Below are 25531 nucleotides of genomic sequence, written 5' to 3' on the forward strand. Positions count from 1 at the left end.
GATCGACGTGCACCGATCGTCGCCAAGGTGCCGTGCGCGCCCGAAGTGCGCATCATTGAGGGGTCCGCACCCGCGCGGTGCCGGATGCGGCTCGCGCACCGCCGCTCTGCCAAGATGAACGCGCGGCAGATGATCGGTTGCGCTGGGGTGTCCCGTCGCAGATCTCGACAGAGGAGTTTGGGGACGGTGGCGAAGACCTTCGGGACGATCTTCGTCATCCTGCTCTTGCTGGCGTGCGCGGGTGATCTGCGGGTGTTCAGCGGGCCGCAGCCGCAGCCGGCCCAGGACATCGAGCTGGCCGACGGCTGGCGGCTCACCTCGGCACAGGACCTGCCCGACGACGGCGCGGCGATCTCTGCGAATAGCTACGACGCCGCGGCCTGGCACCCGGTACGCCGGATGCCCGCCACCGTCCTGGAGACCCTGCAGGACGACGGGGTCTACCCGAACCTCTACTACGGCAAGAACCTGCTCGAGGACGTCCCGCAGAACCTGTACAAGCAGGACTGGTGGTATCGCACCACGTTCACCGCGCCCGGCGACTACCCCAACTACCTGCTGGACTTCCCAGGGATCAACTATCGCGCCGAGGTCTGGCTCAACGGCCACCGCGTTGCCGACAGCCGACAGGTCGTCGGCATGTACAACGACCACCAACTCGACGTCAGCCACTGGATCAAGCCGGGCCAGCCCAACACCCTGGCCGTGCGGGTCACCCCGGAACGGGCCATCCAGGACGTCAACGGCGTCGAACTTGCCGACAGCTGGTACGACTGGATCAACTGGCGCTACCTGGGCTACCAGGGGCCGGACAAGAACGCCGCCAACGGCAACTCCTTCGTGCCTGACCGCAACGCCGGGATCTGGAAACCGGTGTACCTCAAAACATCCGGGCCGGTGTCGATCGGCGACGCGACGGTCAACACCGAGCTTCCCCTGCCCGACACCGACAGCGCCCGGCTGACGGTCTACGCGCCGTTGCGCAACTACTCCGCCGACAAGGTGCGCGGTGTGCTGCGGGTCACCATCACCCGCGACGGCAAGGCGCCCATCCACGTCGACGAGCCCGTCTCGCTGATGCCCGGCGAGCAGCGTGAGATCACGCTGAGCCCGGATCGGTTCGCGGCGCTGGTCGTCGACCACCCGGACCTGTGGTGGCCCTACACGATGGGCCGGCCCGATCTCTACGACCTGAAGCTGGAGTTCGTCCAGAACGGTACGGCGACAGAGACCTCGAGCATCAAGTTCGGTATCCGCACCATCACCCAGGGTCGCGACTCCGACGACACCTTCGCCGACCTGGGCACCGGCGGCAACTTCTACCTTCAGGTCAACGGCAAGAACTTCCTGGTGCGCGGCGCCACGTACACCCCGGACCTGCTCTACAAATACGACCCCGACCGCGACGCGGCGATCCTCGGCTACGTCAAGGACCTCGGGCTGAACATGCTGCGGCTGGAGTCCAAGATCTCCTCGCAGCGCTTCGTCGAGATGGCCGACGAACTCGGCATCCCGCTGATGTACGGCTGGATGTGCTGCAACCAGTGGGAGAAGTGGCAGCAGTGGGACGACGAGGATCGTCGCGTCTCGCAGGAGAGCATGCGATCGCAGATCGCGATGCTGCGCTCCCACGCCTCAGTGTTCGTGTGGGCCAACGGTAGTGACGGCCGGCCGCCGGCCGAGGTGCTGACCGACTATCACCAGATTCTGTCCGACCTGCACTGGCAGAACGCCACCGTCGACACGGTGTCGTCGCTGAATCGGGACGCCAACGGCCAGCAGCTGTGGGACGGCATCCAGATGGCCGGTCCCTACACGTGGCGTCCGCCGTCGTATTGGTTCAGCGGCCAATACGGGGCGGCCCGCGGATCGTCGGCCGAACAGGGCGACAACGAACACATCCCGCCGTTTGCCAGCCTGCAGAAGTTCATCCCGCCCGACAAGCTGTGGCCGATCAACGACACCTGGTTCTTCCACGCCGGATCGGATCCACAGAACTCACGGCTGGCCAACGTCCAGCGCGTCATCGATCGCCGCTACGGTCCGTCGACCAACGCCAGGATGTTCGCCGACAAGGCTCAACTGGCGCACTACGAGGCCACCCGCGCGCAATTCGAATCCTTCGCCGCCAACGGCTGGGACGGCCACAAGATGACGATCTACTGGATGCTCAACAGCCACTGGCCGTCGTTCTTCGGCAATATCTTCGACTACTACCTGCGGCCCGGCGGCGCCTATTACGGCGCCAAGAAGGGTCTGCAGCCGCTGTCGGTGGTCTTCGACTCCTATGCCACCGGCAATCACCGCCAGGCCAGGGTGACCGTCGTCAACCAGACTCCCGACTCGCGCGAGAATCTGCGCGTGCGGGTGCGCACCTACGACCTGAAGGGCGCCCTGCGCGATGACCGCGCATCCGACGACATCAGCGTCGATCCGGGTGGGGCGGTCGCGGCGATGACCCTGCCGCCCGGGCCGGCCGACTCCCCCGTGTTCTTCGTCCGCGCCGAGCTCCTGGACCCGGCGGGCAATGTCCTGGCCAACAACGTGTACTGGCAGTCCCGGCAGGCCGACGATGTCGGGCCGCCCGCAAACGACGCGGCGTTCAACGCCAATCAGGTCAGTTGGGCCGATATGACCGCACTGAACTCGATGGCCAAGGTGCCGTTGGACGTCACCGCCACCAGCAGTCAGGATGCCGGGCGCGACGTCACCATCAGCCTGCACAACCCGACGCGTGCGATCGCGTTCTTCGAGCGGGCCGAATTGCTGACGAGTCCCCTCGACGACGAGATTCTGCCGATCGAATACGACGACAACTATGTGACCGTGTTCCCCGGCGAGACGGTTCAGATCAAGGGCCGGGTGCCCGACTCAGGACCGGCCCCGAACTGGGTCAGGGTCACCGGATACAACAGCACACCGGTGGTCGTCCAGGTCCGCTAACCCGCAGGCGGCGGGCCACGGGACGATCCCGTTTGCTCGCGTGCCCTACATTCGGTTCTAAGCCGACAGCCCACACATCGGCAGCCTCACCAGAGTTCGGAAGGGACGGATCTTGCTGCAGCACGCGCTCGTCGTGGCAGCCGCCCTTGCCGGTGCGGTGTTCGCCGCCGTCGGCATTGTGGTGCGTCAGCGGGCCACCATGGACGTGCCCCGCGATCAGGGCGTCAGCACCGTGATGTGGTCCACCCTGCTGCGCCGCCCTCTGTGGTGGGCCGGTACCGCCTCGGCGGTAATGGGGTACGCATTCCAGGCGGTCGCGCTGGCCTACGGGTCACTGTTGCTGGTCGCCCCGCTCATGGTGTCGGCGCTGCTGTTCGCGTTGCCGCTCAGCGCCCGGCTGGCCCACCGCCGGGTGTCCCGCGCCGAGTGGGGCTGGGCCTTTCTGCTCACGGTCGCGCTGGGGGTGTTCGTGTCTCTGGCCCGCACCAAGCCCGGCGACTACGACGGTGCGCAGCTGCCGGCCGTGATCGTCGCCGGGATCAGCCTGTTGTTCGTGGCCGGCTGCCTGCTGGTGGCGCTGCGGCTGTCGGACTGGCGGCGCGCGATCCTGCTGGCCGTCGGTGTCGGTGTCTTATTCGGTGTGGTGGCGGTGCTGACCAAACTCGTCATGCACATCGTGCGTGAGGGCGACATGGTGCGGCTGATGACCACGCCGGTGCTGTACGTGGTCATCGCCGTCGGGGTCATCGCCACCCTGCTGCAGCAGTCGGCCTTCCATGCCGGGTCACTGCGCGCCTCGGTCCCGGCGATGCTGGTGCTCGAGCCTTTAGTTGCCGTGTTGCTCGGCGAGGTGGTCCTTGGCGAACATCTGGCGGTCAGCAAGCCGGCCGCGGTGGTGCTGGCCATCGCTGTCGTCACCATGGCTACCGCGACCATCGCACTCGGGCGCGACGAGGGTGCCTGGGAAGAAGAGCTGGAAGCCAAGGCCAAGACCCGGGTTCCCGACGACGGTTAGCCCCGCCCAGCCTTATTCCACCCAGCCTTATCCCACCCAGCCTCAGCCCGCCCACGGGCCGACGCCGCCGACGGAGTCGATCCGCACCCGGGTCAGATACCCCGGCGGTGCGTCATCCGGCGGGAACGGCACGCCCTCGGCCGTGATCATCACCTTGGCGAGTTCCCGCAGAAGCTCGGGTGCGCCGCCTTCGACGATGCGGGCGGTGCCGGTCACCGACAGATATGGCCGCATCACCTGGCCGGGTTCGGTCGACACGATCGTCAGCGCGACGCGCCCGTCCCGGCGCACATTACGGACCTTCTTGTGCTCGCCGAGGTGAGCGGTCACCAGCTCGTCACCGTCCTCGCCGGACTGCAGCACCACCCACACCACCGACACCTGGGGACTGCCGTCCGGGTTGAGAGTGACCAGCGTGGCGTCCGCCCCGGGGCCGATCAATGCGCGAGCCTCTTCGTTGAGCTTCATGTGCCTGTGCAACACCGTTCGACACGAGGCATTCCCGCGCCGCGTGGTTGTATGGCTGCCGTGACGGTCCTTGCCATCGACCAGGGCACCTCGGGCACCAAAGCGATCGTGGTGGACCCGGCCGACGGTCTGGTCGGCCTGGCCGAGGTGGCCGTCCATCCGCGGTACCTGTCGGGTGGCGGTGTCGAGCAGGACCCCGACGAACTGCTGGAGTCGGTGCTGTCGGCCGGGCGTTCGGCCGTCGCGCAGGCGCGCCGGCCCATCGACGCGGTGTCGCTGGCGAATCAGGGTGAAACGGTGCTGGCTTGGGATCCCGGCACGGGCCGGCCGCTGACCTCGGCCATCGTCTGGCAGGACCGTCGCGCCGAGGGGTTGTGCGCCGAGCTCGGTGGGCACGCCGAGACGATCGCCGCCCGAACCGGCCTGGTGCTCGATCCGTACTTCTCGGCGCCCAAGATGAGCTGGCTGCGCCGCAACGTCGAAACCGGCGGCGTCGTCACCACATCCGATGTCTGGCTGCTGCACCGGCTCACCGGAGAGTTCGTCACCGACGCCACCACCGCCAGTCGCTCGTTGCTGGTGGAACTCGGCGGCCGCGACTTCGACGGCGCGCTGCTGAGCCTGTTCGGCCTGGCCGGCGAGCGGCTGCCCAGGATCGTCGCGAACGACGAAATCATCGGTACCACAAGTGCTTTCGGAGGTGATATCCCCGTCGGCGGGGTGGTCGTCGACCAGCAGGCAGCGCTGCTGGCCGAAGGCTGCCTGCAGCCAGGGATGGCCAAGTGCACGTTCGGCACCGGCGCGTTTCTGCTGTCCAATTGCGGTGCCGACCCGGTTCGCTCGTCGTCAGGACTGACCACCTCGGTGGCGTGGCGGATCGGCGGCGCCGACACGTTCTGCGTCGACGGCCAGGTCTACACCGCCGCCTCGGCGGTGCGGTGGCTGTCGTCGCTGGGGGTCATCGCCGGCGCCGAGGAGCTCGACACCGTCGCGGCCCCCGACTCCGACGGCGTGCTGTGTGTGCCCGCGCTGGCGGGTCTGGCCGCGCCGTGGTGGCAATCTGGTGCTACCGCAACGCTTTCGGGCATGACGCTGGCGACGGGCCGCGGACATCTGGTCCTCGCCGTGCTGCAGGGCATCGCCGCGCAGATCGCCGAGCTGGTGGCGGCCATCGGTACCGACACGCGGGCCCCGCTGACCCGGTTGCGTGCCGACGGTGGCCTGACCCAGTCGGTGGTGCTGATGCAGGCCTGCGCCGACATCCTGCAGGTGCCTGTCGATGTCTACCCGTCCGCGCACGCCACCGCGCTGGGCGCGGCCGCGCTGGCCCGGCTGAGCCTTGACCCCACCCAGACGTTGGGCGATGTCGTCGGGCCGTGGCGTGCCGCGGCCAGTTTCGAACCCCGATGGAGCGCTGACCGCGCTGACGAATTCCGTTGTGCCTGGCGGGAACTGGCTGCGACCACCTACCGGGCAACGACATGAGCACCGACTACGACGTGGTGGTGATCGGCGCCGGCATCGTCGGCTCGGCGATCGCCCGTGAACTCGGTGGACGCCGGCTGTCGGTGGCCCTGGTGGAAGCCCGCGACGATGTCGGCGACGGCACCAGCAAGGCCAATACCGCGATCCTGCACACCGGATTCGACGCCAAGCCCGGCACCCTCGAGTCGCGGTTGGTTCGGCGCGGTTACGCACTGCTCTCGGACTACGCCACTGCCACCGGCATCCCGGTCGAGCGCACCGGGGCGATCCTGGTGGCCTGGGACGACGAGCAGCTGGATGTACTGCCCACACTCAAGGCGCAGGCCGAGGCCAACGAGTACCGGCACTGTGAACTCATCGACGCCGCAACGGTATACGAGCGGATACCGAATCTCGGGGCGGGCGCGCTCGGCGGGCTGGCCGTACCCGACGAGTCCATCATCTGCACCTGGACCGTCAACCTCGCGTTGGCGACCGACGCGGTGAATCGTGGTGTGGCACTGCACCGTGGCTGTGCCGTGCAGTCCGTCGATGTCGGCGAGGCCACCACCACGCTGCACACCTCGGCCGGCCCGCTCACGGCGCGATGGGTCATCAACGCGGCCGGACTGGGCGCCGACCTGATCGACGGACAGTTCGGCTTCGACCGGTTCCGCGTCACCCCGCGCCGCGGCGAGCTGATCGTCTACGACAAGCTGGCCCGCCCGCTCGTCGACACCATCGTGCTGCCGGTACCCACCGCACGGGGTAAGGGCGTTCTGGTCAGCCCGACCATCTACGGCAACGTGATGCTGGGCCCGACATCCGAGGACCTGGCCGACCGCACCGCGACCGGCACCAGCCGCGACGGCCTGAAATCGTTGCTGGACAAGGGCAGTCGGCTGATGCCGCGGCTGCTCGACGAGGAGATCACCGCCACCTATGCCGGTCTTCGCGCCGCGATCGACCACAGCGACTACCTCATCGACGCCGACCCGGCGCAACGCTATCTGCTGGTCGGCGGCATCCGCTCCACCGGGCTGACGGCCGGCATGGCCATCGCCGAACATGTGATTGACCTGCTCAGCCAGGCCGGCCTGGGCGCCGATCCCCGAGCCGACATGCCGGATCCGCCCCGGATGCCCAACCTCGGCGAGGCGTTCAAGCGGCCCTACCAAGACGCGCAGGCGATCGCTGCCGACCCCGCCTACGGGCGCGTCGTCTGCTTCTGTGAACGGGTCACCGAAGGCGAGCTGCGCGACGCGTGCCGGTCGGTGATCCCGCCGGCCGGACTCGACGGATTACGCCGACGGACCCGGGTGATGAATGGGCGTTGCCAGGGGTTCTTCTGCGGCGCCGAAGTGCAGCGTCTGTTCGAGGCACTGCGATGACAGTCGGCGTCGTTATCGTCGGCGGCGGCCCGGCCGGACTGACCGCGGCGGCCGCACTCGCCGGCCGTCACAACGTCGTTGTCCTGGAACGGGAATCGGTCGCCGGCGGCATCCCGCGGCACAGCGACCACCTCGGCTACGGCATCCGCGACCTGCGCACTGTGCTGAGCGGCCCGCACTACGCGCGGCGGCTGGTGGCGCAGGCGCTGACCGCGGGTGCCGATATCCGCACCGATGCCATGGTCACCGGCTGGGCGGGTGAGCAGGCGCTGGAGGTGACCTCGCCGCGCGGCCGGGAGGTCATCGAGGCGAGTGCGGTGGTTCTGGCGACCGGCGCGCGTGAAAGACCCAGGCCCGCAAGGCTGATCGCCGGGGACCGGCCGGCCGGGGTCTACACCACCGGACACCTGCAGAACCTGGTCCATCTGCACGGGCGCGGGGTGGGCCGGCGTGCCGTCATCGTCGGCGCCGAACTCGTCAGCTATTCGGCCGTTCTCACCCTGCGCCACGCCGGGTGCCGCACCGTGCTGATGACCACCGAGCATCAGCGCCCGGAGTCCTACCCGGCGTTCACCCTCGCCGCGCGGGCCGGGCTGGGGGTCCGAGTGGCCACCCGCACCAGGGTGACCCGGATCATCGGCGCGCCGACGCTTCGGGCCGTTGAGATCGAGAACGCCGACACCGGGGCGCGGCGAATCATCGACTGCGACACGCTGATTCTGACCGGCGACTGGGTCCCCGACCACGAGCTGGCTCGCTTGGCAGACCTCGATATCGATCCGGTCGGTGGCGCCCCGCTGGTCGATACGGCCTTGCGTACCAACCGAACCGGTGTGTTCGCCATCGGCAATCTGGTGCACCCGGTGGATACCGCCGACGTCGCCGCCCTCGACGGCCGCCACGTTTCCGGTGCGGTCCACGCCTATCTGGCCGGGCACCGCGCACCCCGAGGTGGCGTGCGGCTGGTCGCCGAGGCGCCCCTGCGGTGGATCAGCCCGGGTGTCCTGCGCCCCGGTGACGGCGCTCCCCCGCGTAACCGACTGCTGGCCTGGACCGACACGCTGCTGCGCAGCCCGGTCGTCACCACCCGCCAGGACGGGGCGGTGCTGGCCAGCAGGCGGCTGCCGTGGGCGGCCTCGCCGGGCCGGATGTTCCGCATTCCGGCCGGGATGGTGGCCGGTGCCGCCCGTGACGGCGGACCGGTGACGGTGACGGTGCGCGCTGAGTCGATCCCCGGGTCGCTCCGCTCTCCCCCTCGCCTTCGGCCGGGCGGTACCCCCAGCCCGCCGCCGAAATCGGCATAGTGGTGGGGTGACGTTGTCATCGGATCCACTCGCGCAGATCGCCGGTAGCCCGCCGGGGCCGGCGGTCGGGGCGTTCTTCGACCTCGACGGCACCCTGGTGGCCGGATTCACCGCGACCGCGCACGCCAGTGACCGGGTCCGCCGCGGGCAGGCCAGGGTCGGCGAGATCATGGGCGTGATCGAGGCCTCGCTGCGCTACAAGCTGGGCCGCATGCAGTTCGAGCGGCTCTTGGGCCGCGCAGCGGGTTACCTGCGGGGCGAGTCGCTGGTCGAGCTCGATGAGGTCGGCGAGCGGCTCTACGTCGAACAGGTCGCGGCCCGGGTGTACCCGCTGATGCGCGAGGTCGTGTCCGCCCACCTGGCTCGCGGGCACACCGTCGTGCTCAGCTCGTCGGCCCTGACCATCCACGCCGAGCCGGTGGCCCGTGCGCTGGGCATCAGCCACGTGGTGTGCAACACCTTCGAGCTCGACGCCGACGGTCGGCTCACCGGGGCCATCAACAAGCCCATCGTATGGGGGCGACAGAAAGCCGCTGCGGTGCAACAGTTTTGCGCGGCCAACGAGATCGAGTTGGCGGGCAGCTACTTCTATGCTGACGGAGACGAGGACGGCGCGCTGATGGCGCTGGTCGGCCACCCACGGCCCGTCAACCCGCGGCCGGGCCTGGCGGCGAAGGCCGCCGCCAACGATTGGCCGGTGCTGCGATTGAGCATCCCCGGCCGGCGCAGCGGCGCGGCCCATGTGGTCGGCCACTTCCCCGCGCTGGGCCGAGCCGCCCTAGGGGCGGCATTCGGGTCCCTGGCGCTGCGAGCCCGCAGGCGCGACTAGGCCAACCGGTCTAAGGCATCGCGCGGTGCGGGACGTCGGTGATCAGACCGCCGTCGACGACATACTCCGAACCGGTGGAGAACGACGACTCGTCGCTGGCCAGGAACACAATGAAGGTGGCCACTTCCTCCGGCCTGCCCGGGCGGCCCAGCGGGGCGCTGACCATGTCATCGGGCAGATGCTTGGTCATCGGCGTGCGGATGAAGCCGGGGTGCACCGAGTTGACCCGGATGTTGTCCGGCGCCAGCTCCAGCGCGGCCGATTTCGTCAGTCCGCGGAGGCCCCACTTGGACGCGACATAGGCGTGCACCCAGGAGGCGCCGCGCATGCCCTCGATGGACGACACGTTGATGATCGAGCCGACGCCGGCCTCCTTCATCGACGGCAGCACCGCTTGGATACCCAACAGCGCGCCGGTCAGGTTCACGTCCAGAACCTTCTTCCACCGCTCCACGTCGAGCGACTTCAGCGGCGCCACCTGGACGATGCCCGCGTTGTTCACCAGCACGTTGACCTTGCCGAACTCGGAGATCGCAGTCTCGACGGCGGCCTTCCACTGATCGGCTTCGGTCACGTCGAGATGCACGTAGCGGGCGGCGTCGCCCAGCTCGTCGGCCAGCTCCTTGCCCTTGTCGTCGAGGATGTCCCCGATCAACACCTTGGCGCCCTCGGCGACGAGCATCCGCGCGTCAGCGGCTCCCATCCCCTGTGCGCCGCCGGTGATGATGGCCACTTTGTCGTCTACGCGTCCCATGAGGCGTCAGGCTACCGGTAGCGCCACCCGCGAGGTAGAACCTGTTCCAGTTTCGGCGCCGAATGCGCATACTGATCCCACCGCAGCCCCGAACGTCAGGAGATCTCATGGCCATCCGCGTTGCCCACATCGGCACCGGGAACGTCGGCCGGATAGCGCTGTCCGAGTTGATCGAGAACCCGAGCTTCGAGCTCACCGGGGTGTGCGTGTCCGCTGACGAGAAGGTGGGCAAGGACGCGGGCGAGTTGGCCGGACTGGATGTGAAGACCGGCATCCTCGCCACCAAGGACCTCGACGCCGTGCTGGCCACCGGACCCGAATGCGCCGTCTACTGCGCGATGGGCGACACCCGCATGCCCCAGGCCATGGAGGACGTTCGCAAGATCCTGGCCGCCGGCATCAACGTCGTCGGCTCGGCCCCGGTGGTATTGCAGTTCCCCTGGGGATCGATGCCCGACAAGTACATCGAGCCGCTGGAAGAGGCTGGGCGCCTTGGCAATTCCAGCATCTACATCAACGGGGTCGACCCGGGCTTCGTGACGGATCTGATTCCGCTGGCCATCGCCAGCACCTGCCAGAACATCCAGCAGGTGCGCTGTATGGAGATCGCCGACTACGCCACCTATGACGGCGCCACCGTGATGTTCGACGTCATGGGGTTCGGTAACTCGCTCGACGACGTGCCGATGCTGTTCCTGCCCGGCGTGCTCGGCATCGCCTGGGGCTGCGGCATCCGCCAGCTGGCCGCCGGGCTGAACATCGAGCTGGACTCGATCGCCGAGAGTTACGAACGTGAGCCGGCCCCAGAGGCTTTCGACGTCGCCGCCGGCCACATCCCGAAGGGTGGCGTGGCCGCGGTGCGCTTCGAGATCAAGGGCATGGTCGGTGACCACGCCGCGATCGTCGTCGAGCACGTCACCCGGCTGCGTGAGGATCTGCGCCCGGACTGGGCGCAACCGGCCCAGCCCGGCGGCTCCTACCGGGTGGAGATCACCGGCGAGCCCTCCTACGTCGTCGACATCTGCCCGACGAGCAAGAAGGGCGACCACAACTACGCCGCCATCGCGGCCGGCGCCGGTCGCATCGTGAACGCCATTCCCGCGGTGATCGCCGCCCCGCCTGGCATCCGGACCACGCTGAACCTGCCGCTGGTGTCCGAAGTGGGGTTGTTCACCAAGCCGTAGGGCCGGCGCTCGTGGTAGCGGCCTACGGGCGATAACCCGGGACGATGAGGGTGCCCGGGTAGTTCACGTAGTACGACAGGCAGATCGGGCTGTGCCGGCAGGCGATGAGTGCCCCGGCGTCGGGGGCCGCGCCGATCACCTGAGTCTTGCGCGGCGGCAGGCCGCAGTTCGTCACGTACGGGTTGAGCGGGACGATGCCATTCGTGCAGCCGGGCGCGGCGGCGGCAATCGGCGTGGCGACGGGCGCGAGCGTCATGGTCAGCGCGGCGGCAGTCAACGCTAGCCTCAAGAATTTCATGGCGGACCCCCGCTACGCAGACATCAAACGCTACTCCTGTGCGGGGCCGACGACCGCTACCTCACGGCGGCAGAAGTGCCGAATTTTGGCCGATAGCCATTCGTCAGCTCTCTGATGGTGGATACCTGCAAATCACACATCACCGGCGTACTAAACTAGAACACGTTCCAGTCTGCGCACGCCCCCGCTTGAAGGAGCCGGTTTATGCACACTGCCCTTTGCGACGAGCTCGGTATCGAGTTCCCCATCTTCGCGTTCACCCATTGTCGTGACGTCGTCGTCGCCGTCAGCAAGGCCGGCGGCTTCGGGGTCCTCGGTGCGGTCGGCTTCACGCCCGAGCAGCTCGAGATCGAGTTGAAGTGGATCGACGAGAACATCGGCGACCACCACTACGGCGTCGACATCGTCATCCCCAACAAATACGAGGGGATGGACTCCGGGCTGTCCGCCGACGAGCTGGCCAAGACGCTCGTCGACATGGTGCCGCAGGAGCACCTCGACTTCGCCCGCAAGATCCTGACCGATCACGGCGTCCCGCTCACCGCGGAGGACAACGAGAGCAGCCTTCAGTTGCTCGGCTGGACCGAGGCCACCGCGACCCCACAGGTCGAGGTCGCACTCAAGCACCCCAAGATGACGTTGATCGCCAACGCGCTGGGCACCCCGCCGCCGGACATGATCAAGCACATCCACGCCGAAGGCCGTAAGGTCGCCGCGCTGTGCGGCTCCCCCAGCCAGGCGAAAAAGCACGCCGATGCCGGCGTCGACATCATCATCGCCCAGGGCGGTGAGGCCGGCGGCCACAGCGGCGAGGTCGGCTCGATCGTGCTGTGGCCGCAGGTGGTCAAGGAGGTCGCACCGGTGCCGGTGCTGGCCGCCGGTGGTATCGGTAGTGGTCAGCAGATCGCCGCCGCGCTCGCGCTCGGGACGCAGGGGGCATGGACCGGCTCGCAGTGGCTGATGGTCGAGGAGGCCCACAACACCCCCGTCCAGCAGGCGGCCTACATCAAGGCCGGCAGCCGCGACACGGTGCGCAGCCGCTCGTTCACCGGCAAGCCGGCCCGCATGCTGCGCAACGACTGGACCGAGGCCTGGGAAAACCCGGACAACCCCAAGCCACTCGGAATGCCGTTGCAGTACATGGTTTCCGGGCTCGCGGTCTCGGCGACCAACAAGTATCCGAACGAGACCGTCGACGTCGCGTTCAACCCGGTCGGTCAGGTGGTGGGTCAGTTCACCAAGGTGGAGAAGACCTCGACGGTGATCGAGCGCTGGGTGAACGAGTACCTGGAGGCCACCGGCCGGCTCGAGCAGATCAACGAGGCAGCAGGCGTCTAACCAAACGTAAGTGAGTGTGCCGTCAGGGTTCTCACCCTGGCGGCACTCTTGCGTTTAGCTGGCCGGGTAGAAGTCGTTTCCGTTGCCCCAGTCGCCGGAATGCATGGACCCCGGCTGCCAACCCTGGGCACCAAGGCAGAGCATGGGCAGGCCGTCGGGCGACTGGGCTGCGGCCTGCGACCCGGGACACGGCGAGCCGACGGCTTGCACGCCGTAGATCTTGGGCGACAGCACCCAGAAGCCCACACCTTCGGGCGGCCGGTCCATGCCGATCGGCGACTGCCCCGGAATCCAGTGGCACGCCAACGGCTCGCCACCGGGGCCACGGCCGAACACGAACCGGTCCCACTGATAGCAGGGTGCGCTCAGGTAGGCCTCGTAGTTCATCCCGGGCGGGTCACCCGGGAACGGCCCATGGGGCTCGTCGGCGGCGGCAGTTGGCGCCATCGCGAACGCGGTGCCTGCGACGGTTGCTGCGATGACGAATTCGCGGAGCATGCGCTGAGCCTAACGGCTGTGGCAGGTGTGCTTCGGGGGAAACCGGAAAGGCGCGCGAGTTAGCACCTATTGTGACGGCACCGCAGATTTTGCCCTTTGCTGACCTCTCCGCCCGCACCGAAGCTTGCTAAGCTGCGGCGATTGCGTCGTCGGGGGTGACGAAGACGACGGGAGACGTTCCGTGGCAAGGGCATGTCGTGCCTTTTGTGCTGCCGACTCGATGATGATGACACCGGCCCGCGGGGTCCGGCATAGTGTTGTGCTGACCGCATCGCAGGTTGCCGCCACCGAAATTGGAACCATCGTCGAGAAGCACAAGGAGTTGCGCTGATGGCAGAGGCCCAGTTCCGGGTCGCGGTGGTAGCCGATCGGGAGTCACCGCACGTTGTCGCCTCCGGTGAGATCGACCTGGCCAATGTCGGCGAATTCCAGGACGTGATGTCGAAGGCCGCGGCGGATTCCGCCACGCTGACCGTCGACCTCGCCGACGTCAGCTATTGCGATAGTGCCACGGTGCGCGCTCTGTTCGGCCTGGCCGCCACGACCGAGCTCACGATGATCGTGGCCGCCGACGGGCCGATCAAGACACTGCTGGCGATCTCGGGCCTGGACCGGGTGGCCATCGTCGTCACCAAGGAGTGAGCCGAACACCATGCCAGCCCCCGAGTTCCACCCGCGCGACCTGTCCCAGCAGGGTGAGTTGTTCGAGCGGATCCTCGAACGTGTCCATCTCGACCTGCCGGATGCCATCGGGCTGGCGATCACCGTGCACGACCGGCGCCTCGACGAGGACGAGATGACCGTGCTGGCCGCCCGCGGCTACGGCGGTGAAGTCGCCGAGGCCCAGTTGGCCGGATTCGGTGGTCCGGTCGTCGATGCGTTCATCCATCAGGTGCCGGTGCTGAGCCTGGATCTGTGGGCCGACGAGCGCTGGCCGGGGTTGAGCCTGCCGGCGATGGAGGCCCGGATACCCGAGCACGGTGCGGCCTGGCGGGAGGTCCGCGGCTCGGTCGCGGTGCCCGGAGTGTGGAAGGCCGACGGCACGGTCGTGTTGTCCTGCGTGTTGGATCGGCCGGCCACTGCCGGTACGGTGACCACCCTGATCGGCTACGAACAGCTGGTCTCCGCGGCGATGGTGTCGGCCGGCGCCGAGGACGGCGGTACCGCGACCGCCGACATGCTGGCAGTGCTGCAGTCCCGCGGCGCCATCGAGCAGGCCAAGGGCGCGATCATGGGGCGCTTGGCCTGTGATGCCGATACCGCGTGGGCGACGCTGCGCCGCGCCAGCCACGAATCCAACGTGAAGTTGCGCGCGCTTGCCGTCGCACTGGTGGAGCACATCAGTGGTTCACCGGCCGAGCAGCCGGTGGCCGGGTCACCAATCGTGCCCGATGACCAGGCCAAGCGCGCCGCCGGTCTGTTGTGGGCGGTGCTCACCCACGATTCGACACCGATCGAACCGGTGAGCTAGCGGCGCTGACGCGCATCTAACGGCGATTACTCGCCGAAACGCCGCTGCACCAGCGCCGGAATCGCCGCATGAGGTGGTTCGCTTAGGCCATGTCCGCTCACGATCCGCGCTCCGCCTCACCGTCGTCGAATTTGTTGCCCTGGCTGGGGGTCGGCGGGGTCATCGCGGCGGTCGGGCTGGTGATCGGGGTGACGGTGACAACCGGCGCATCGGACACCCTGCCCGTCGCGCAGGCGGCGCCCACCACCTCGACGACATCCGAGTCGGCTGCCACCACGTCTGCCACTGCCACCTCGTCCGCCACCTCTTCTGCCACGACGTCGGCCACGACAACGACGTCGACTGCGCCCACGTCATATAAGGCCGACTCGCGCGGCTATGTGGATACCCTCGCGCGCTGCGACGACAACCAGACCTTGATGGCCTACGGCCGCACCAGCAAGTCCCTGGTGGTGATCTGCGTGCACGCCGACGGTGGTCTCGAGTACCGCGGCGTGCGGCTGTCCGACAACGCTCCCCTGCATCTGCCGATCACCCGCAGCTCCGACGGCACCCTGGTTGCGTCCAATGACGGTGTCACCTACGCAGTTTCACCCACTCAGATCCTGGTCTCCTCGGGCGACGACGTCATCTACAAGGATTCGTGGATCGAGTTCAAGGAAGCCAGCTTCTCGCAGTCGGGCACCTCGTCGAGCGCGACCACCTCGGGCAGCGCGACGACGACGGTGAGCACGACGACGGTGACGGTGACGACCTCGGCCACCCCGACCACGACAAAGCCGGCTGGCTAACCAACTCGTTAGGTGTTGCGGCCGCCGTTGACGCCGAGGATCTGGCCGGTGATGTAGCTGGCTTCCTCGGAGATGAAGAAGGCGCAGGCCGCGGCGATGTCCTCAGGCCGGCCCATCCGCCGCACCGGGGTGGCGTCGATGGTGGCCTGGATGTCGCCCATGTTCCCGCGGGCTTCGGCCTTGCGCAGCATCGGGGTATCGATAAAGCCCGGCGGGACGGCGTTGACGGTGATACCTGCCGGGCCGTATTCCAGCGCAAGGCTTTTCGTCAGGCCGTTGACACCAGACTTGGCCGCCACGTAGGCCGACATGTACGGAACTCCGGAGTGCGTGCTCGAGGAGGAGATGTTGACGATGCGGCCCCAGCCGGCCTCGATCATGTCGGGCAGGACGGCCTGGATGGTGTGGAAGACCCCGTGCAGATTGATGTCGACAATGTTCTTCCACTGCTCGAAGGACAAATCGAGAAACCGACGAAACGAATCCTTGCCTGCGGCGTTGACCAGGATCGTGACCGGTCCCAGCGCGGCGTGGACTTCGGCGAGCGCGGCGTCGATCTGCGCGCGATCGCTGACGTCAGCAATGTAGGAGAACTCGCCCTCAGCCGGATTCAGGTCGAGGATGGCGACGCGGTAGCCGTCCGAGCGCAGCCGAGCGGCAATGGCCGCACCGATCCCCGAACCGCCACCGGTCACCAATGCCGTCTTCGTGGTGGACACAAGCGTCCCCTTTCCGGCGGCCGCACCGCCTGATGAACCAAAACTGTTGGTATTACGACGTTCGTCGAGGCGTGCGTAGCCCCAGTGCGCGTCGGCCGGCGTCGAGGAGTTGGCCGTGCAGCCACTCGTCGTCGGTTGCGCGTTTGGGATCGGCTGAACCGGCGATCCCGGCGAACACGAATTGCGCCCGGATGAACCCGGCCGGGCCGGGATGGACGTCGGCGAGGAGGGCCATCTGTCGCGAGATGATCTGCGTCCACTCGCGGTTGGCCTTCAACACGGTGTGCACGCTCGGATCGGCCGCCAGGACCGAGACCAGCATCGGACTCTGAACGGCCAGCCGGGCGTAGCCGTTGATCATGCGCTCGGCACGGGCGTGTACCCCCCGCTGCTGCTCGGCGTCATCGACCACCGCGGCCACCTTGTCGATGATCGGCTCGAGGATCGCCGTCAAGAGCTGCTCACGGGTCCGAAAGTGGTGGTAGATAGCGGCTTTGGTGAAGCCGAGCTCGTCGGCGATCATCTGCAGCGACGTGCCGGCGAAGCTGTGCCGGATAAAGAGCGCAATGGCCGCGTCGATGAGCCGTTGCCGGGTGTCGGGGGCGGGCGTCGTGCTGACCGCAGCGATTGCGCTCATCATCAGCTCCCTTCGCCCAGCTTTACGATCGGCTAGTAAACTACCATACGATCGACTAGCATCTCCCTAGCCGATCGTATGGCGGCTTCCGTGCCCTGAAGGGACCCCCAGTGACTGATGTCGACAGTGTGAACTTCTTCAAGGATCGCGATGTGGTCGCCGATCCTTATCCCTACCTGGAAGCTCTCTACGACCGCTGCCCGGTTTCCCGGGAGCCGCATCACGGCGTGTGGATGGTTACCGGCTGGGAAGAGGCCACCGAGGTCGCCGGCGACGCCGACCGCTTTTCGTCCTGCATCGCGGTCACCGGCCCCTTCCCCGGCTTCCCGGTCCCCGTCGAAGGCCGCGACGACGTCGCCGAACTCGTTGCCGCACATCGGGATGAGCTGCCCTTCAACGATCAGTTGCCGGCATTGGATCCCCCCGTGCACACCGATCACCGGGCCCTGCTGATGCGGCTGATCACGCCCAAGCGCCTCAAGGAGAACGAGGACGCGATGTGGACGATGGTCGACCGCTGCCTCGACGATTTCTTGGTCGGTGGGAGCGGGGAGCTGATTTCGGGTTTCGCTCAACCGTTCACGCTGGTGATCATCGCCGACCTGCTGGGTGTGCCCGACAATGACCGCGACGAGTTCGTCAAGGAGATGGCGAGCGGCGCGCACCACGGCGGCGGCATCGGCAGCGTCAAGGGTGAAGCTCTGGCGAAGTCGCCGCTGGAATTCCTCTACGACAAGTTCGTCGACTACATCGAGGACCGTCGTGCGAATCCCCGCGGTGACGTGCTCTCGGAGATGGCCGCGGCGACCTTCCCCGACGGCTCGACGCCCGATCCGGGCGATGTGGCTCGCGTCGCGGCCAACCTCTATTCGGCCGGCCAGGAGACCACGGTGCGGTTGCTCAGTGCCGCGCTGCAGGTTCTGGGCGATCGCCCCGACATTCAGGCGATGCTGCGTGCGGACCGCTCCAAGGTCGGCAACTTCATTGAGGAGTCGCTGCGCTTCGAGGGCCCGGTCAAGGGTGACTTCCGGCTGTCCAAGGTGCCGGTCACTCTCGGCGGGGTCGACGTGCCGTCCGGCTCCACGCTGATGGTCGTCCAGGCCGCGGCCAACCGCGACCCGCGCCGTTTCGCCGATCCCAACACCTTCGACCCGGCGCGGTCGAATGCTCGGCAGCACATCGCCTTTGGCCGTGGTATCCACTCCTGCCCGGGTGCCCCGCTGGCCCGGGCGGAGGCGCGCGTCGCGCTGGAACGGCTGCTGGATCGCACCACCGACATCCGGATCAGCGAGGAACATCACGGCCCCGCCGATGCGCGCCGCTACAACTATGTGCCCACCTACATCCTGCGTGGGCTCACCGAATTGCACCTGGAGTTCGACCTGTCATGAAAGCCAGCATTGACGACGCGCGCTGCCGTGGACACGGCGTGTGCACCACCATCTGCCCGGAAGTCTTCGCCATGACCGACGACGGCTATGCCGAAGCCATCGTCGACGAGGTGCCCGACGAGCTTGCCGACAGCGCCCGGGAGGCGGCCAGCGCCTGCCCGGAGAACGCCGTCGTCCTCGACTAGTAGTTGACGATCGAGCGCCAATAGTCTTCAGGTATCTCGACATTCGCGCGCATGACCATCGCCAGCCCGGTGGCCATCGCGACACCGAGCAGCCCCAGCCACAGCCCGGCCAGCCCGATCACCACCCAGATGGCTACGGTCAGCGCGGGCCAGGGTGACACCAGGGCCAGTAGTGGCGCGAGGAAGAACCCGGTGCCGACGAACCACGACGAGCCGGCGCGGTCGGACTTGAGCACGAAGCGAAGCCAGCTGGGGACCGGGGATGGATCGCTGTTCGTCATGGTGTCCACGCTCCCCCTCAGAGGTAGGCGAAGCAATTACCTCTGAGGTAGTGGCATCGCGCATCGGCGTGGGCGATGCTGGTGCAGTGGGCGGTACGGGGTTCGGTGAACTACTGCGTGGCTGGCGGCGCCGGCGGCGACTCAGTCAACTCGACCTCGCGCTGGAGGCGAACGTGTCGGCTCGGCACGTCAGCTTCGTCGAGAGCGGGCGCTCGGCGCCGAGCCGCGCCATGGTGCTGCGCCTGGCCGACGCGCTGGCGGTACCGCCCCGCGAGCAGAACCAATTGCTGCTCGCCGCCGGATTGGCACCGGCGTACGCCGAACGCGGCGTCGACGATCCCGGGATGGCGGCAGTGCGGGCCGGCATCGACCGGGTGCTGGCCGCCTACGACCCGTACCCGGCTCTGGCCGTCAACCGCGGCTGGGATGTGCTGCACGCGAACCTCGGCACCTCGACCCTGCTGGACGGGGTGGCGGCGCATCTGCTCGAGACACCCAACGCACTGCGCATCGCACTGCACCCCGACGGCCTGGCACCGCGGATTCGCAATCTCGGGCAGTGGCGGCACCATCTGCTGAGCCGGCTGCGCCGCGAGGCCGGCGCCGGTGGTTCCGCGGAGCTGCTGGCCGAGATCGAGTCCTACCCCGGCGGTGAAGACGGATCGACGGACCTCGGCGGGGTCGCGGTGCCGTTGGAGCTCTACCGCCTCGACGGGGTGCTGCTGACGTTCATCTCCATGGTGACGACGTTCGGCACGGCGCTCGACCTGACCGCGGCAGAGCTGAGCATCGAGGCGTTCCTGCCCGCCGACGACGCCACCGCCGACGCGCTGCGGCCGTCGTCAACGCCGTTGTAGAACACGTTTCAGTTATTAGTTTCCGAAAGGTACTGTCGAGCGCTCCGTGCGTGGTGTAGGCATGGATCACCGGGCACTAGATCACGTCGTATGGAGGTCGCTTTTTATGCCAAGTCCGAACCTGCCCCCTGGTTTCGACTTCACCGATCCCGATCTGAACCACGAGCGGCTGCCCGTCGAGGAACTCGCCGAGCTGCGCCGTACTGAGCCGATCTGGTGGAACGAGCAACCGAGAAATGTCGGCGGCTTCGACGACGACGGGTACTGGGTCGTCAGCAAGCACAAGGACGTCAAGGAGATCTCGCGGCGCAGCGACGTGTTCTCCAGCCTGGAGAACACCGCCCTGCCCCGCTACCCGGACAATGCGGCCGTGTCGCACAAGGACACCGGCCAGTTCATCCTGCTGAACATGGATGCGCCGCATCACACCCATCTGCGCCAGATCGTCTCCCGCGCGTTCACCCCACGGGCCGTCGAGACGTTGCGTGAGAATCTGCGAGAGCGCGCCCAGGCGATCGCCAAGGCCGCAGCGGCAGAAGGATCCGGCGACTTCGTCGAGCAGGTTTCCTGCGAGCTGCCACTGCAGGCCATCGCCGACCTCATGGGTGTTCCGCAGGACGAGCGCAAGAAGCTGTTCGACTGGTCCAACCAGATGGTCGGCGAGGCGGATCCCGAGTTCGCCCGCAATGATCCTCTCGGTGCTGCCGGCGAGCTGATCATGTACGGCATGCAGATGGCCGCCGACCGGACCGCCAACCCCCGCGACGATCTGGTGACCAAGCTGGTGCAGGCCGATGTCGAGGGAGGCAGGCTCTCCGATGACGAGTTCGGCTTCTTCGTGATCTTGTTGGCGGTGGCCGGCAACGAGACCACCCGCAACTCGATCACCCACGGCATGACGGCCTTCACCGATTTCCCGGACCAGTGGGAGCTGTACAAAGCGCAGCGCCCGAAGACCGCGGTCGACGAGATCGTCCGATGGGCCACTCCGGTGACGTCATTCCAGCGGACCGCCCTGGAAGACACCGAGCTCAGTGGGGTCGCGATCAAGAAGGGGCAGCGGGTGGTGATGTCCTACCGCTCGGCCAACTTCGACGACGAGGTGTTCGAGGATCCGCTGCGCTTCAACATCTTTCGCGATCCCAATCCCCACGTCGGATTCGGTGGTACGGGTGCGCACTACTGCATCGGCGCCAACCTGGCCAGGATGACGATCGAGCTGATGTTCAACGCGATCGCCGACCACCTGCCCGACCTGACCGCGCTCGCCAAACCGGAGCGGTTGCGGTCGGGCTGGCTCAACGGCATCAAGCACTGGCAGGTCGACTACACGGGAGCGAGCGCCGGCAAGTAGGAGCCGTCGATACAGTCGAGGCGTGACAGACACAGCCTGGACACTGACCGCTGCCGAGGGCGAACTGCAGATACTGACCGGGGTCGGCGGCCCGGCCGCCAAGATGGGGCACCGGCTCACCATCGCCATGGCGTCCTGGCGCGCCGACGTGCAGTGGCGCGGCAAGCAGCCGACCGCCGTTGAGCTGGTGGTCGACGTGGATTCGCTGCAGGTAGTCAAGGGCGAGGGTGGCGTCACGCCGCTGTCCGGGCCGGAGAAGGGCGTGGTCCGCTCGAACGCGCTGAAGGCGCTCAACGTCAAGAAGTATCCGCAGATCACGTTCAGCGCTGAGGACATCAGCCAGACCGCGGCCGGCTACGCCCTGGCCGGCACCGTCGAGATTCACGGCACGTCGCGGCCGCAGACCGTCGACCTGGCGGTCGACGACTCCGGCGGTGTCTGGGTGATGTCGGCGTCAACACCGGTGCTCCAGACGGACTTCGGGGTCAAGCCGTATTCGCTGTTCGTGGGCTCGCTGAAGGTCGCCGACGAGGTGAATGTGCGGTTCACGGCCCGTCACCCCAAGTAAGCCAGCGCCGAGATCGACGAAATGGCGTAAGCCACTCGCAAAAGTGCGCCCGTTTGTCGGTTTGGGCGCTGGATAACTGGTATGACCACTTGACCTCTGGCCGCTGGGTCGGCATGCTGGGGCCATGGCATTGCAGCCGGTGAACCGGCGTTCGGTCCCCGAAGACGTCTTCGAGCAGATCCTCGCCGACGTGCTCAGCGGCGAAATGCAACCTGGTGAGTCACTGCCCTCCGAGCGCAGGCTGTCGGAGGTCCTCGGGGTCTCCCGCCCGGCGGTCCGCGAAGCGCTCAAGCGAGTCGCCGCCGCCGGTCTGGTTGAAGTCCGCCAGGGTGACGCCACCACCGTTCGCGACTTCCGTCGCCACGCCGGACTCGACCTGCTCCCCCAATTACTGCTGCGCAACGGCCAACTCGACGTCTCGGTGGCCCGCAGCATCCTTGAGGCTCGCTTGCACAACGGTCCGAAGGTGGCCGAGCTGGCCGCCGAACGCCGCCCGGCCGAGCTGGCTGACCTGCTCGAGGAATCGATTGCCGCGCTGGCGTCGGCCGAGGATCCGCTCGAGCAGCAGCGGCATGCCCTGACCTTCTGGGATCACGTGGTCGACGGCGCCGACTCGATCGCATTTCGGTTGATGTTCAACACATTACGAGCCGCCTACGAACCGGCGCTGCCTGCGCTGGCCACACTGATGGCCGCCGAGGTCGGGCAGACGCAGGCATACCGCACGCTGGCTCGGGCCATCGTGGCCGGCAAACCGGCGGCCGCGGCCACTGCCGCCCGTCACCTTCTGGAACCTGCGACCACCGCCCTGGTCGCGGCATTGAACGCGCTGGAGGGATAACGATGAGTGCACAGACGAACACCCGCCGCGGCCTCACCCTGACCGATGCCTGCCGCGAGTTCTGGCGACATCCCACGCCCTGGTTATTCGTGGTGGCGTTGACGGCCGCCGTGGCCGCCCGGATCGCAGTGGGCGACTGGCAGCTCACCGATGCGGTGGTGCCGTTCGCGATCGCCGCGGGTTTTCCGTTGTTGGAGTGGACGATTCACGTCTTCATCCTGCATTGGCGGCCGCGCCGGATCGGCAAGATCACGCTCGACACGCTACTCGCCCGCAAGCATCGCGAGCATCACGTCGCCCCGCGTGACGTGGATCTGGTGTTCATCCCGTTGCAGTCGGCGGTCGGCGCGGTGGTGGCGGCGGTGGCCATCGCCCTGTTGGCATTCCCCCGCACCGGTATGGGTCTGACGTTCCTGGTCGTGATGCTGACCCTCGGGCTGGCCTACGAGTGGTGTCATTACCTGGTGCACACCGACTACAAGCCGAAAACCGCTGTCTACCGGGTGATTTGGCGGGACCATCGGCTACACCACTTCAAGAACGAGCACTACTGGTTCGGTGTGACCACACCGGGCACCGCCGACCGGGTGCTGCGAACCTATCCCGATGCAGCGATGGTGCCCGCTTCCCCCACTGCGAAGAACCTGCACGCATGAAAACCCCACGCATGAAAACCCCACGCATGAAAACCTCTGGGGCAGTTAGGCGTTGATGGTGATCGGGTCGCCGATGTGCACCTGGTTGAAGTACCACGAAGCGTTGTCTGGGCTCAGGTTGATGCAGCCGTGGCTGACGTTCGCGTAGCCCTGTGAGCCGACCGACCACGGTGCGGAGTGCACGTACACCCCACCCCAGGTGACCCGAACGGCATCGTTGACGGTGAGCTTGTAGCCCTCCGGATCACTGAGCGGGATGCCGATGGTGCGAGAGTCCATGATTACCGTGGACTGCTTCTCCAGGGCGGTGAAATTCCCCACCGGCGTCTGGTGCTTGGGTTTGCCCATCGACGCGGGCATCTGACGAGCCACCTGGCCGTCGATGCTGACGGTGAACGTGTGCGCCGAGATGTCGGCCACGCCCAGCACGATGGAGCCGGTGCCGAAGGTTCGCGGAATGCCACCGGCCATCATGGTGATCTCCGAATGCGCGGGCCAGTACTGGGACGGCACGAACTGAACCGTCTTGTCGTCGACCCACTCATAACGTCCGGGCACATTGGCCGGCGTCGTGACGGTGATCGATTGCTGGGCGCCCCAGCGATCGATCACCGGCTTGTTGAACGTCACGGTGATCGGCATGGCGACACCCACGACCTGGCCGTTGGTGGGCGCAACGGAGGCGATGGACGCTCCGTCGATCGAGGGGGCGACCGCGGCCACGCTGGTCTGCACCGAAGTCGTCATCGCCAGCACCGCAATCCCTGCGGCGGCAAATGCTCGTCGAACTGCTCTGGCCATGTATACCGTCCTCGCGTGGGCGATCAGCAAAGGCCTAGTCTAAATGGTCGGCACCGATGCGCCCGCCAAACATGCGGGGACGTGAGGGTTATCCGCCGTGCAACCGGTCCCAGATGCGCTCCCGCAGCGACTGCTTGGGTTGCACAGCGGGCGGGGCGGGCGGGTTGATGACGGCAGGAAACGGCGGTGCCACAGCGGCCGGCGGCGCGGCGGCGGGGTCGAGCGGCACATCGGCGGGCGGGGCCTCGGGCGGCGGCATGTTCATCGTCATCGCGACGACCGGCGCTGCGTCGAAGGTCGGTTCGGCTTCCGCCGGCGCGGCAGGCGGGGCCTGTGCTTCGTCGGGGGCCGAGAGCTCGTGTGGGGCCGAGGCAGGAACCGGGGCCTGGGGTGCGGTCTCGGGCCGCAGCGCGGGTGTCTCGGCGGTGTTCACCACGTCACGGTGTTCGGAACGCGTCCCGTGGTTCGGCACCAGTTCCAGACCCACCGCCACTGACGCCGACACTACGAACGCCACCACGCCCCCGGCCAGCAGTGCTGTCGCGCCGCGCATGGCCTTCGATTCGTTCCGGCGGTTGGCCGGTGGGGCCGGCAGGGCGAACAGCGCATCGTCGAACACTCCGATGCCGTTCACCGAGGCCAGGGCCGCACCGCGGGCCAAGGCCAGCTCTGCCTCTGCTGGTGCGAACACCTGGATGCCCAGGATCTCTTCGAGGCGGCGGGCGATCGATTCGAAGCCGTCCCCGGAGCCGAGCAGCACCAGCCCGTCGGGGTGCCATTCGCTGCTGGTCAGCATGTCGGTCAGCCAGCCGATCAGGTCATCGTCGGTTTCCAGGTCGTAGCTGATCGCGGTCTGTACGGCGCCCTCGTGGGCGTCGACGACTAAGGCGACGACGGCATCCGGCTCGACGACGCACACTGCGGTCACGTCAGATCCGATCACCTGCCCGATGCCGCGGGCGAAGGCCTCGGTGGCTTCCGGCAACCGGATGGGGATCACGTTCTCGAATCCGGAGTCGGCCAGCGAGTCGAGCAGCAATGAGGCTTCGACCGAGGCGTCATCGCTCCAGGTCACCCCGATGGACTGCAGACGCTGACCGCCGACGATCGCCTGGGTGCGTGACAGCGCCTCGGCGACGAACTCCGACGTCGTGACCGGGCTGAACCCGCCGCGGCGCACCTCGAACGTGTCGTGCCCCTTCGTGGCGCCGTCGACCCCGTCACCTTGGACAAGAACGAGTCCGACAGTGGTCGGGGTCATCGACAGTCCCAGGACCGTGTCCAACTGAAGTACTCCTCTCCGGTCCTGACTTCGCCGGCCGCACACAGCACGCGCGCAGAGGCATAAACACCTGGTGCGATACGTCGCGCTGGAAGCGCCGGAAGAGAACCGGTACTGCGTGGTCGTCTTCGATCTCCGTGGAGCCTACCCGCAGTCGGCTATACCGGCGAACGAGCACCGTGTGGTCCCGGTCAGGAGACGATCCGATAAC

Annotated in this window: 28 protein-coding genes; 18 read left to right on the forward strand and 10 right to left on the reverse strand. The window is 67.4% G+C overall.

The genetic code is table 11. The features are described 5' to 3' along the window. The first annotated feature begins 186 nt into the window (after positions 1-186). Together SLQ31_RS15580 and SLQ31_RS15585 are read left to right on the forward strand one after the other, a co-directional pair. On the forward strand, positions 187-2943 hold the full coding sequence (locus SLQ31_RS15580) for a glycosyl hydrolase 2 galactose-binding domain-containing protein (protein ID WP_319434114.1): 2757 nt from the start codon (positions 187-189) through the stop codon (positions 2941-2943). A 112-nt stretch (positions 2944-3055) separates the two neighbouring features. Beyond that, positions 3056-3958: a DMT family transporter gene (locus tag SLQ31_RS15585; protein ID WP_319434116.1), complete on the forward strand. Its 903-nt coding sequence runs from the start codon at positions 3056-3058 to the stop codon at positions 3956-3958. A 42-nt stretch (positions 3959-4000) separates the two neighbouring features. On the opposite strand, the gene SLQ31_RS15590 is transcribed toward SLQ31_RS15585, so the two are convergent. Beyond that, positions 4001-4426, reverse strand: a complete 426-nt coding sequence (locus tag SLQ31_RS15590; RefSeq protein ID WP_319434118.1) for a PPOX class F420-dependent oxidoreductase — start codon at positions 4424-4426, stop codon at positions 4001-4003. Between the two features lie 51 nt (positions 4427-4477). Here SLQ31_RS15590 and SLQ31_RS15595 point away from each other — a divergent pair, with 51 nt between their 5' ends. The 4 genes from SLQ31_RS15595 to SLQ31_RS15610 are packed head-to-tail and all read left to right on the forward strand — an operon-like array spanning position 4478 to position 9414. Beyond that, positions 4478-5911 carry an FGGY family carbohydrate kinase gene (locus tag SLQ31_RS15595; protein WP_319434120.1) on the forward strand — a complete coding sequence of 478 codons (1434 nt, stop codon included), beginning with the start codon at positions 4478-4480 and terminating at the stop codon, positions 5909-5911. Then, positions 5908-7281 carry an NAD(P)/FAD-dependent oxidoreductase gene (locus SLQ31_RS15600; RefSeq protein ID WP_319434122.1) on the forward strand — a complete coding sequence of 458 codons (1374 nt, stop codon included), beginning with the start codon at positions 5908-5910 and terminating at the stop codon, positions 7279-7281. Before SLQ31_RS15595 ends, SLQ31_RS15600 begins: the two co-directional genes overlap by 4 nt. Continuing rightward, the gene (locus SLQ31_RS15605; RefSeq protein ID WP_319434124.1) at positions 7278-8585 is read left to right on the forward strand and encodes an NAD(P)/FAD-dependent oxidoreductase; all 1308 of its coding nucleotides are present in this window, start codon (positions 7278-7280) and stop codon (positions 8583-8585) included. Before SLQ31_RS15600 ends, SLQ31_RS15605 begins: the two co-directional genes overlap by 4 nt. A gap of 7 nt (positions 8586-8592) precedes the next feature. Continuing rightward, complete coding sequence (locus SLQ31_RS15610; RefSeq protein WP_319434126.1) at positions 8593-9414, forward strand: HAD-IB family hydrolase; 822 nt, start codon at positions 8593-8595, stop codon at positions 9412-9414. 10 nt (positions 9415-9424) lie between these two features. Here SLQ31_RS15610 and SLQ31_RS15615 read toward each other — a convergent pair whose 3' ends face one another. Further along, complete coding sequence (locus SLQ31_RS15615) at positions 9425-10168, reverse strand: glucose 1-dehydrogenase (protein WP_319434128.1); 744 nt, start codon at positions 10166-10168, stop codon at positions 9425-9427. 107 nt (positions 10169-10275) lie between these two features. Between SLQ31_RS15615 and SLQ31_RS15620 the strand changes: the two genes are divergently transcribed. Next, positions 10276-11352 (forward strand): diacylglycerol kinase, encoded by a 1077-nt coding sequence (locus SLQ31_RS15620; RefSeq protein WP_319434129.1) that lies wholly within the window; start codon positions 10276-10278, stop codon positions 11350-11352. Positions 11353-11374: 22 nt separating this feature from the next. On the opposite strand, the gene SLQ31_RS15625 is transcribed toward SLQ31_RS15620, so the two are convergent. Beyond that, positions 11375-11650 carry a hypothetical protein gene (locus SLQ31_RS15625; RefSeq protein ID WP_319434131.1) on the reverse strand — a complete coding sequence of 92 codons (276 nt, stop codon included), beginning with the start codon at positions 11648-11650 and terminating at the stop codon, positions 11375-11377. A 204-nt stretch (positions 11651-11854) separates the two neighbouring features. Between SLQ31_RS15625 and SLQ31_RS15630 the strand changes: the two genes are divergently transcribed. Continuing rightward, the gene (locus SLQ31_RS15630) at positions 11855-12988 is read left to right on the forward strand and encodes a nitronate monooxygenase family protein (RefSeq protein ID WP_319434133.1); all 1134 of its coding nucleotides are present in this window, start codon (positions 11855-11857) and stop codon (positions 12986-12988) included. 54 nt (positions 12989-13042) lie between these two features. On the opposite strand, the gene SLQ31_RS15635 is transcribed toward SLQ31_RS15630, so the two are convergent. Then, positions 13043-13486, reverse strand: a complete 444-nt coding sequence (locus tag SLQ31_RS15635; protein WP_319434135.1) for a hypothetical protein — start codon at positions 13484-13486, stop codon at positions 13043-13045. Positions 13487-13816: 330 nt separating this feature from the next. Here SLQ31_RS15635 and SLQ31_RS15640 point away from each other — a divergent pair, with 330 nt between their 5' ends. Both SLQ31_RS15640 and SLQ31_RS15645 read left to right on the forward strand, forming a co-directional pair. Then, the gene (locus tag SLQ31_RS15640) at positions 13817-14128 is read left to right on the forward strand and encodes an STAS domain-containing protein (protein ID WP_319434137.1); all 312 of its coding nucleotides are present in this window, start codon (positions 13817-13819) and stop codon (positions 14126-14128) included. Positions 14129-14138: 10 nt separating this feature from the next. Beyond that, positions 14139-14957, forward strand: coding sequence for an ANTAR domain-containing protein (locus SLQ31_RS15645; RefSeq protein WP_319434139.1), 819 nt, complete (start codon positions 14139-14141; stop codon positions 14955-14957). Between the two features lie 97 nt (positions 14958-15054). Here SLQ31_RS15645 and SLQ31_RS15650 read toward each other — a convergent pair whose 3' ends face one another. After that, positions 15055-15309 (reverse strand): hypothetical protein, encoded by a 255-nt coding sequence (locus SLQ31_RS15650; protein WP_319434142.1) that lies wholly within the window; start codon positions 15307-15309, stop codon positions 15055-15057. Positions 15310-15337: 28 nt separating this feature from the next. On the opposite strand from SLQ31_RS15650, the gene SLQ31_RS15655 reads away from it, so the two are divergent. Next, on the forward strand, positions 15338-15748 hold the full coding sequence (locus tag SLQ31_RS15655) for a hypothetical protein (protein ID WP_319434144.1): 411 nt from the start codon (positions 15338-15340) through the stop codon (positions 15746-15748). 8 nt (positions 15749-15756) lie between these two features. On the opposite strand, the gene SLQ31_RS15660 is transcribed toward SLQ31_RS15655, so the two are convergent. Further along, entirely contained in the window at positions 15757-16467 is a 711-nt protein-coding gene (locus tag SLQ31_RS15660) for an SDR family NAD(P)-dependent oxidoreductase (RefSeq protein WP_319434146.1), read from the reverse strand. A gap of 52 nt (positions 16468-16519) precedes the next feature. Further along, positions 16520-17104 (reverse strand): helix-turn-helix domain-containing protein, encoded by a 585-nt coding sequence (locus tag SLQ31_RS15665; RefSeq protein WP_319434148.1) that lies wholly within the window; start codon positions 17102-17104, stop codon positions 16520-16522. A gap of 110 nt (positions 17105-17214) precedes the next feature. Here SLQ31_RS15665 and SLQ31_RS15670 point away from each other — a divergent pair, with 110 nt between their 5' ends. Together SLQ31_RS15670 and SLQ31_RS15675 are read left to right on the forward strand one after the other, a co-directional pair. Continuing rightward, positions 17215-18495, forward strand: coding sequence for a cytochrome P450 (locus SLQ31_RS15670; protein ID WP_319434150.1), 1281 nt, complete (start codon positions 17215-17217; stop codon positions 18493-18495). Then, on the forward strand, positions 18492-18680 hold the full coding sequence (locus SLQ31_RS15675; RefSeq protein ID WP_319434152.1) for a ferredoxin: 189 nt from the start codon (positions 18492-18494) through the stop codon (positions 18678-18680). Before SLQ31_RS15670 ends, SLQ31_RS15675 begins: the two co-directional genes overlap by 4 nt. On the opposite strand, the gene SLQ31_RS15680 is transcribed toward SLQ31_RS15675, so the two are convergent. Further along, on the reverse strand, positions 18677-18961 hold the full coding sequence (locus tag SLQ31_RS15680; RefSeq protein ID WP_319434154.1) for a hypothetical protein: 285 nt from the start codon (positions 18959-18961) through the stop codon (positions 18677-18679). The genes SLQ31_RS15675 and SLQ31_RS15680 overlap by 4 nt on opposite strands. 50 nt (positions 18962-19011) lie before the next feature. On the opposite strand from SLQ31_RS15680, the gene SLQ31_RS15685 reads away from it, so the two are divergent. From SLQ31_RS15685 to SLQ31_RS15705, 5 genes are all read left to right on the forward strand, one after another. Next, positions 19012-19818 (forward strand): helix-turn-helix transcriptional regulator, encoded by an 807-nt coding sequence (locus SLQ31_RS15685; protein WP_319434156.1) that lies wholly within the window; start codon positions 19012-19014, stop codon positions 19816-19818. 106 nt (positions 19819-19924) lie between these two features. Next, on the forward strand, positions 19925-21172 hold the full coding sequence (locus tag SLQ31_RS15690) for a cytochrome P450 (protein ID WP_319434158.1): 1248 nt from the start codon (positions 19925-19927) through the stop codon (positions 21170-21172). A gap of 22 nt (positions 21173-21194) precedes the next feature. Beyond that, positions 21195-21740 carry a YceI family protein gene (locus tag SLQ31_RS15695; RefSeq protein WP_319434159.1) on the forward strand — a complete coding sequence of 182 codons (546 nt, stop codon included), beginning with the start codon at positions 21195-21197 and terminating at the stop codon, positions 21738-21740. Between the two features lie 124 nt (positions 21741-21864). After that, positions 21865-22581: a FadR/GntR family transcriptional regulator gene (locus tag SLQ31_RS15700; RefSeq protein WP_319434161.1), complete on the forward strand. Its 717-nt coding sequence runs from the start codon at positions 21865-21867 to the stop codon at positions 22579-22581. A 2-nt stretch (positions 22582-22583) separates the two neighbouring features. Further along, positions 22584-23237: a sterol desaturase family protein gene (locus SLQ31_RS15705; protein ID WP_319434163.1), complete on the forward strand. Its 654-nt coding sequence runs from the start codon at positions 22584-22586 to the stop codon at positions 23235-23237. Between the two features lie 45 nt (positions 23238-23282). Here SLQ31_RS15705 and SLQ31_RS15710 read toward each other — a convergent pair whose 3' ends face one another. Continuing rightward, the gene (locus tag SLQ31_RS15710; protein ID WP_413642198.1) at positions 23283-24038 is read right to left on the reverse strand and encodes a L,D-transpeptidase; all 756 of its coding nucleotides are present in this window, start codon (positions 24036-24038) and stop codon (positions 23283-23285) included. An 88-nt stretch (positions 24039-24126) separates the two neighbouring features. After that, on the reverse strand, positions 24127-25299 hold the full coding sequence (locus tag SLQ31_RS15715) for a hypothetical protein (protein ID WP_319434167.1): 1173 nt from the start codon (positions 25297-25299) through the stop codon (positions 24127-24129). Between the last annotated feature and the right edge of the window lie 232 nt (positions 25300-25531).

The organism is Mycobacterium sp. RTGN5 (genome assembly GCF_033804465.1).
Classification (GTDB): domain Bacteria; phylum Actinomycetota; class Actinomycetes; order Mycobacteriales; family Mycobacteriaceae; genus Mycobacterium.

Excerpts from the sequence above, each read along its gene's own strand:
- SLQ31_RS15595 (WP_319434120.1), top strand. The coding sequence starts at position 4,478 with ATGGCTGCCGTGACGGTCCTTGCCATCGACCAGGGCACCTCGGGCACC.
- SLQ31_RS15675 (WP_319434152.1), top strand. The coding sequence starts at position 18,492 with ATGAAAGCCAGCATTGACGACGCGCGCTGCCGTGGACACGGCGTGTGC.
- SLQ31_RS15690 (WP_319434158.1), top strand. The coding sequence starts at position 19,925 with ATGCCAAGTCCGAACCTGCCCCCTGGTTTCGACTTCACCGATCCCGAT.
- SLQ31_RS15640 (WP_319434137.1), top strand. The coding sequence starts at position 13,817 with ATGGCAGAGGCCCAGTTCCGGGTCGCGGTGGTAGCCGATCGGGAGTCA.
- SLQ31_RS15680 (WP_319434154.1), bottom strand. The coding sequence starts at position 18,961 with ATGACGAACAGCGATCCATCCCCGGTCCCCAGCTGGCTTCGCTTCGTG.
- SLQ31_RS15705 (WP_319434163.1), top strand. The coding sequence starts at position 22,584 with ATGAGTGCACAGACGAACACCCGCCGCGGCCTCACCCTGACCGATGCC.
- SLQ31_RS15700 (WP_319434161.1), top strand. The coding sequence starts at position 21,865 with ATGGCATTGCAGCCGGTGAACCGGCGTTCGGTCCCCGAAGACGTCTTC.
- SLQ31_RS15630 (WP_319434133.1), top strand. The coding sequence starts at position 11,855 with ATGCACACTGCCCTTTGCGACGAGCTCGGTATCGAGTTCCCCATCTTC.
- SLQ31_RS15635 (WP_319434135.1), bottom strand. The coding sequence starts at position 13,486 with ATGCTCCGCGAATTCGTCATCGCAGCAACCGTCGCAGGCACCGCGTTC.
- SLQ31_RS15710 (WP_413642198.1), bottom strand. The coding sequence starts at position 24,038 with ATGGCCAGAGCAGTTCGACGAGCATTTGCCGCCGCAGGGATTGCGGTG.
- SLQ31_RS15625 (WP_319434131.1), bottom strand. The coding sequence starts at position 11,650 with ATGAAATTCTTGAGGCTAGCGTTGACTGCCGCCGCGCTGACCATGACG.
- SLQ31_RS15620 (WP_319434129.1), top strand. The coding sequence starts at position 10,276 with ATGGCCATCCGCGTTGCCCACATCGGCACCGGGAACGTCGGCCGGATA.
- SLQ31_RS15665 (WP_319434148.1), bottom strand. The coding sequence starts at position 17,104 with ATGAGCGCAATCGCTGCGGTCAGCACGACGCCCGCCCCCGACACCCGG.
- SLQ31_RS15600 (WP_319434122.1), top strand. The coding sequence starts at position 5,908 with ATGAGCACCGACTACGACGTGGTGGTGATCGGCGCCGGCATCGTCGGC.
- SLQ31_RS15605 (WP_319434124.1), top strand. The coding sequence starts at position 7,278 with ATGACAGTCGGCGTCGTTATCGTCGGCGGCGGCCCGGCCGGACTGACC.
- SLQ31_RS15615 (WP_319434128.1), bottom strand. The coding sequence starts at position 10,168 with ATGGGACGCGTAGACGACAAAGTGGCCATCATCACCGGCGGCGCACAG.
- SLQ31_RS15590 (WP_319434118.1), bottom strand. The coding sequence starts at position 4,426 with ATGAAGCTCAACGAAGAGGCTCGCGCATTGATCGGCCCCGGGGCGGAC.
- SLQ31_RS15645 (WP_319434139.1), top strand. The coding sequence starts at position 14,139 with ATGCCAGCCCCCGAGTTCCACCCGCGCGACCTGTCCCAGCAGGGTGAG.
- SLQ31_RS15715 (WP_319434167.1), bottom strand. The coding sequence starts at position 25,299 with ATGACCCCGACCACTGTCGGACTCGTTCTTGTCCAAGGTGACGGGGTC.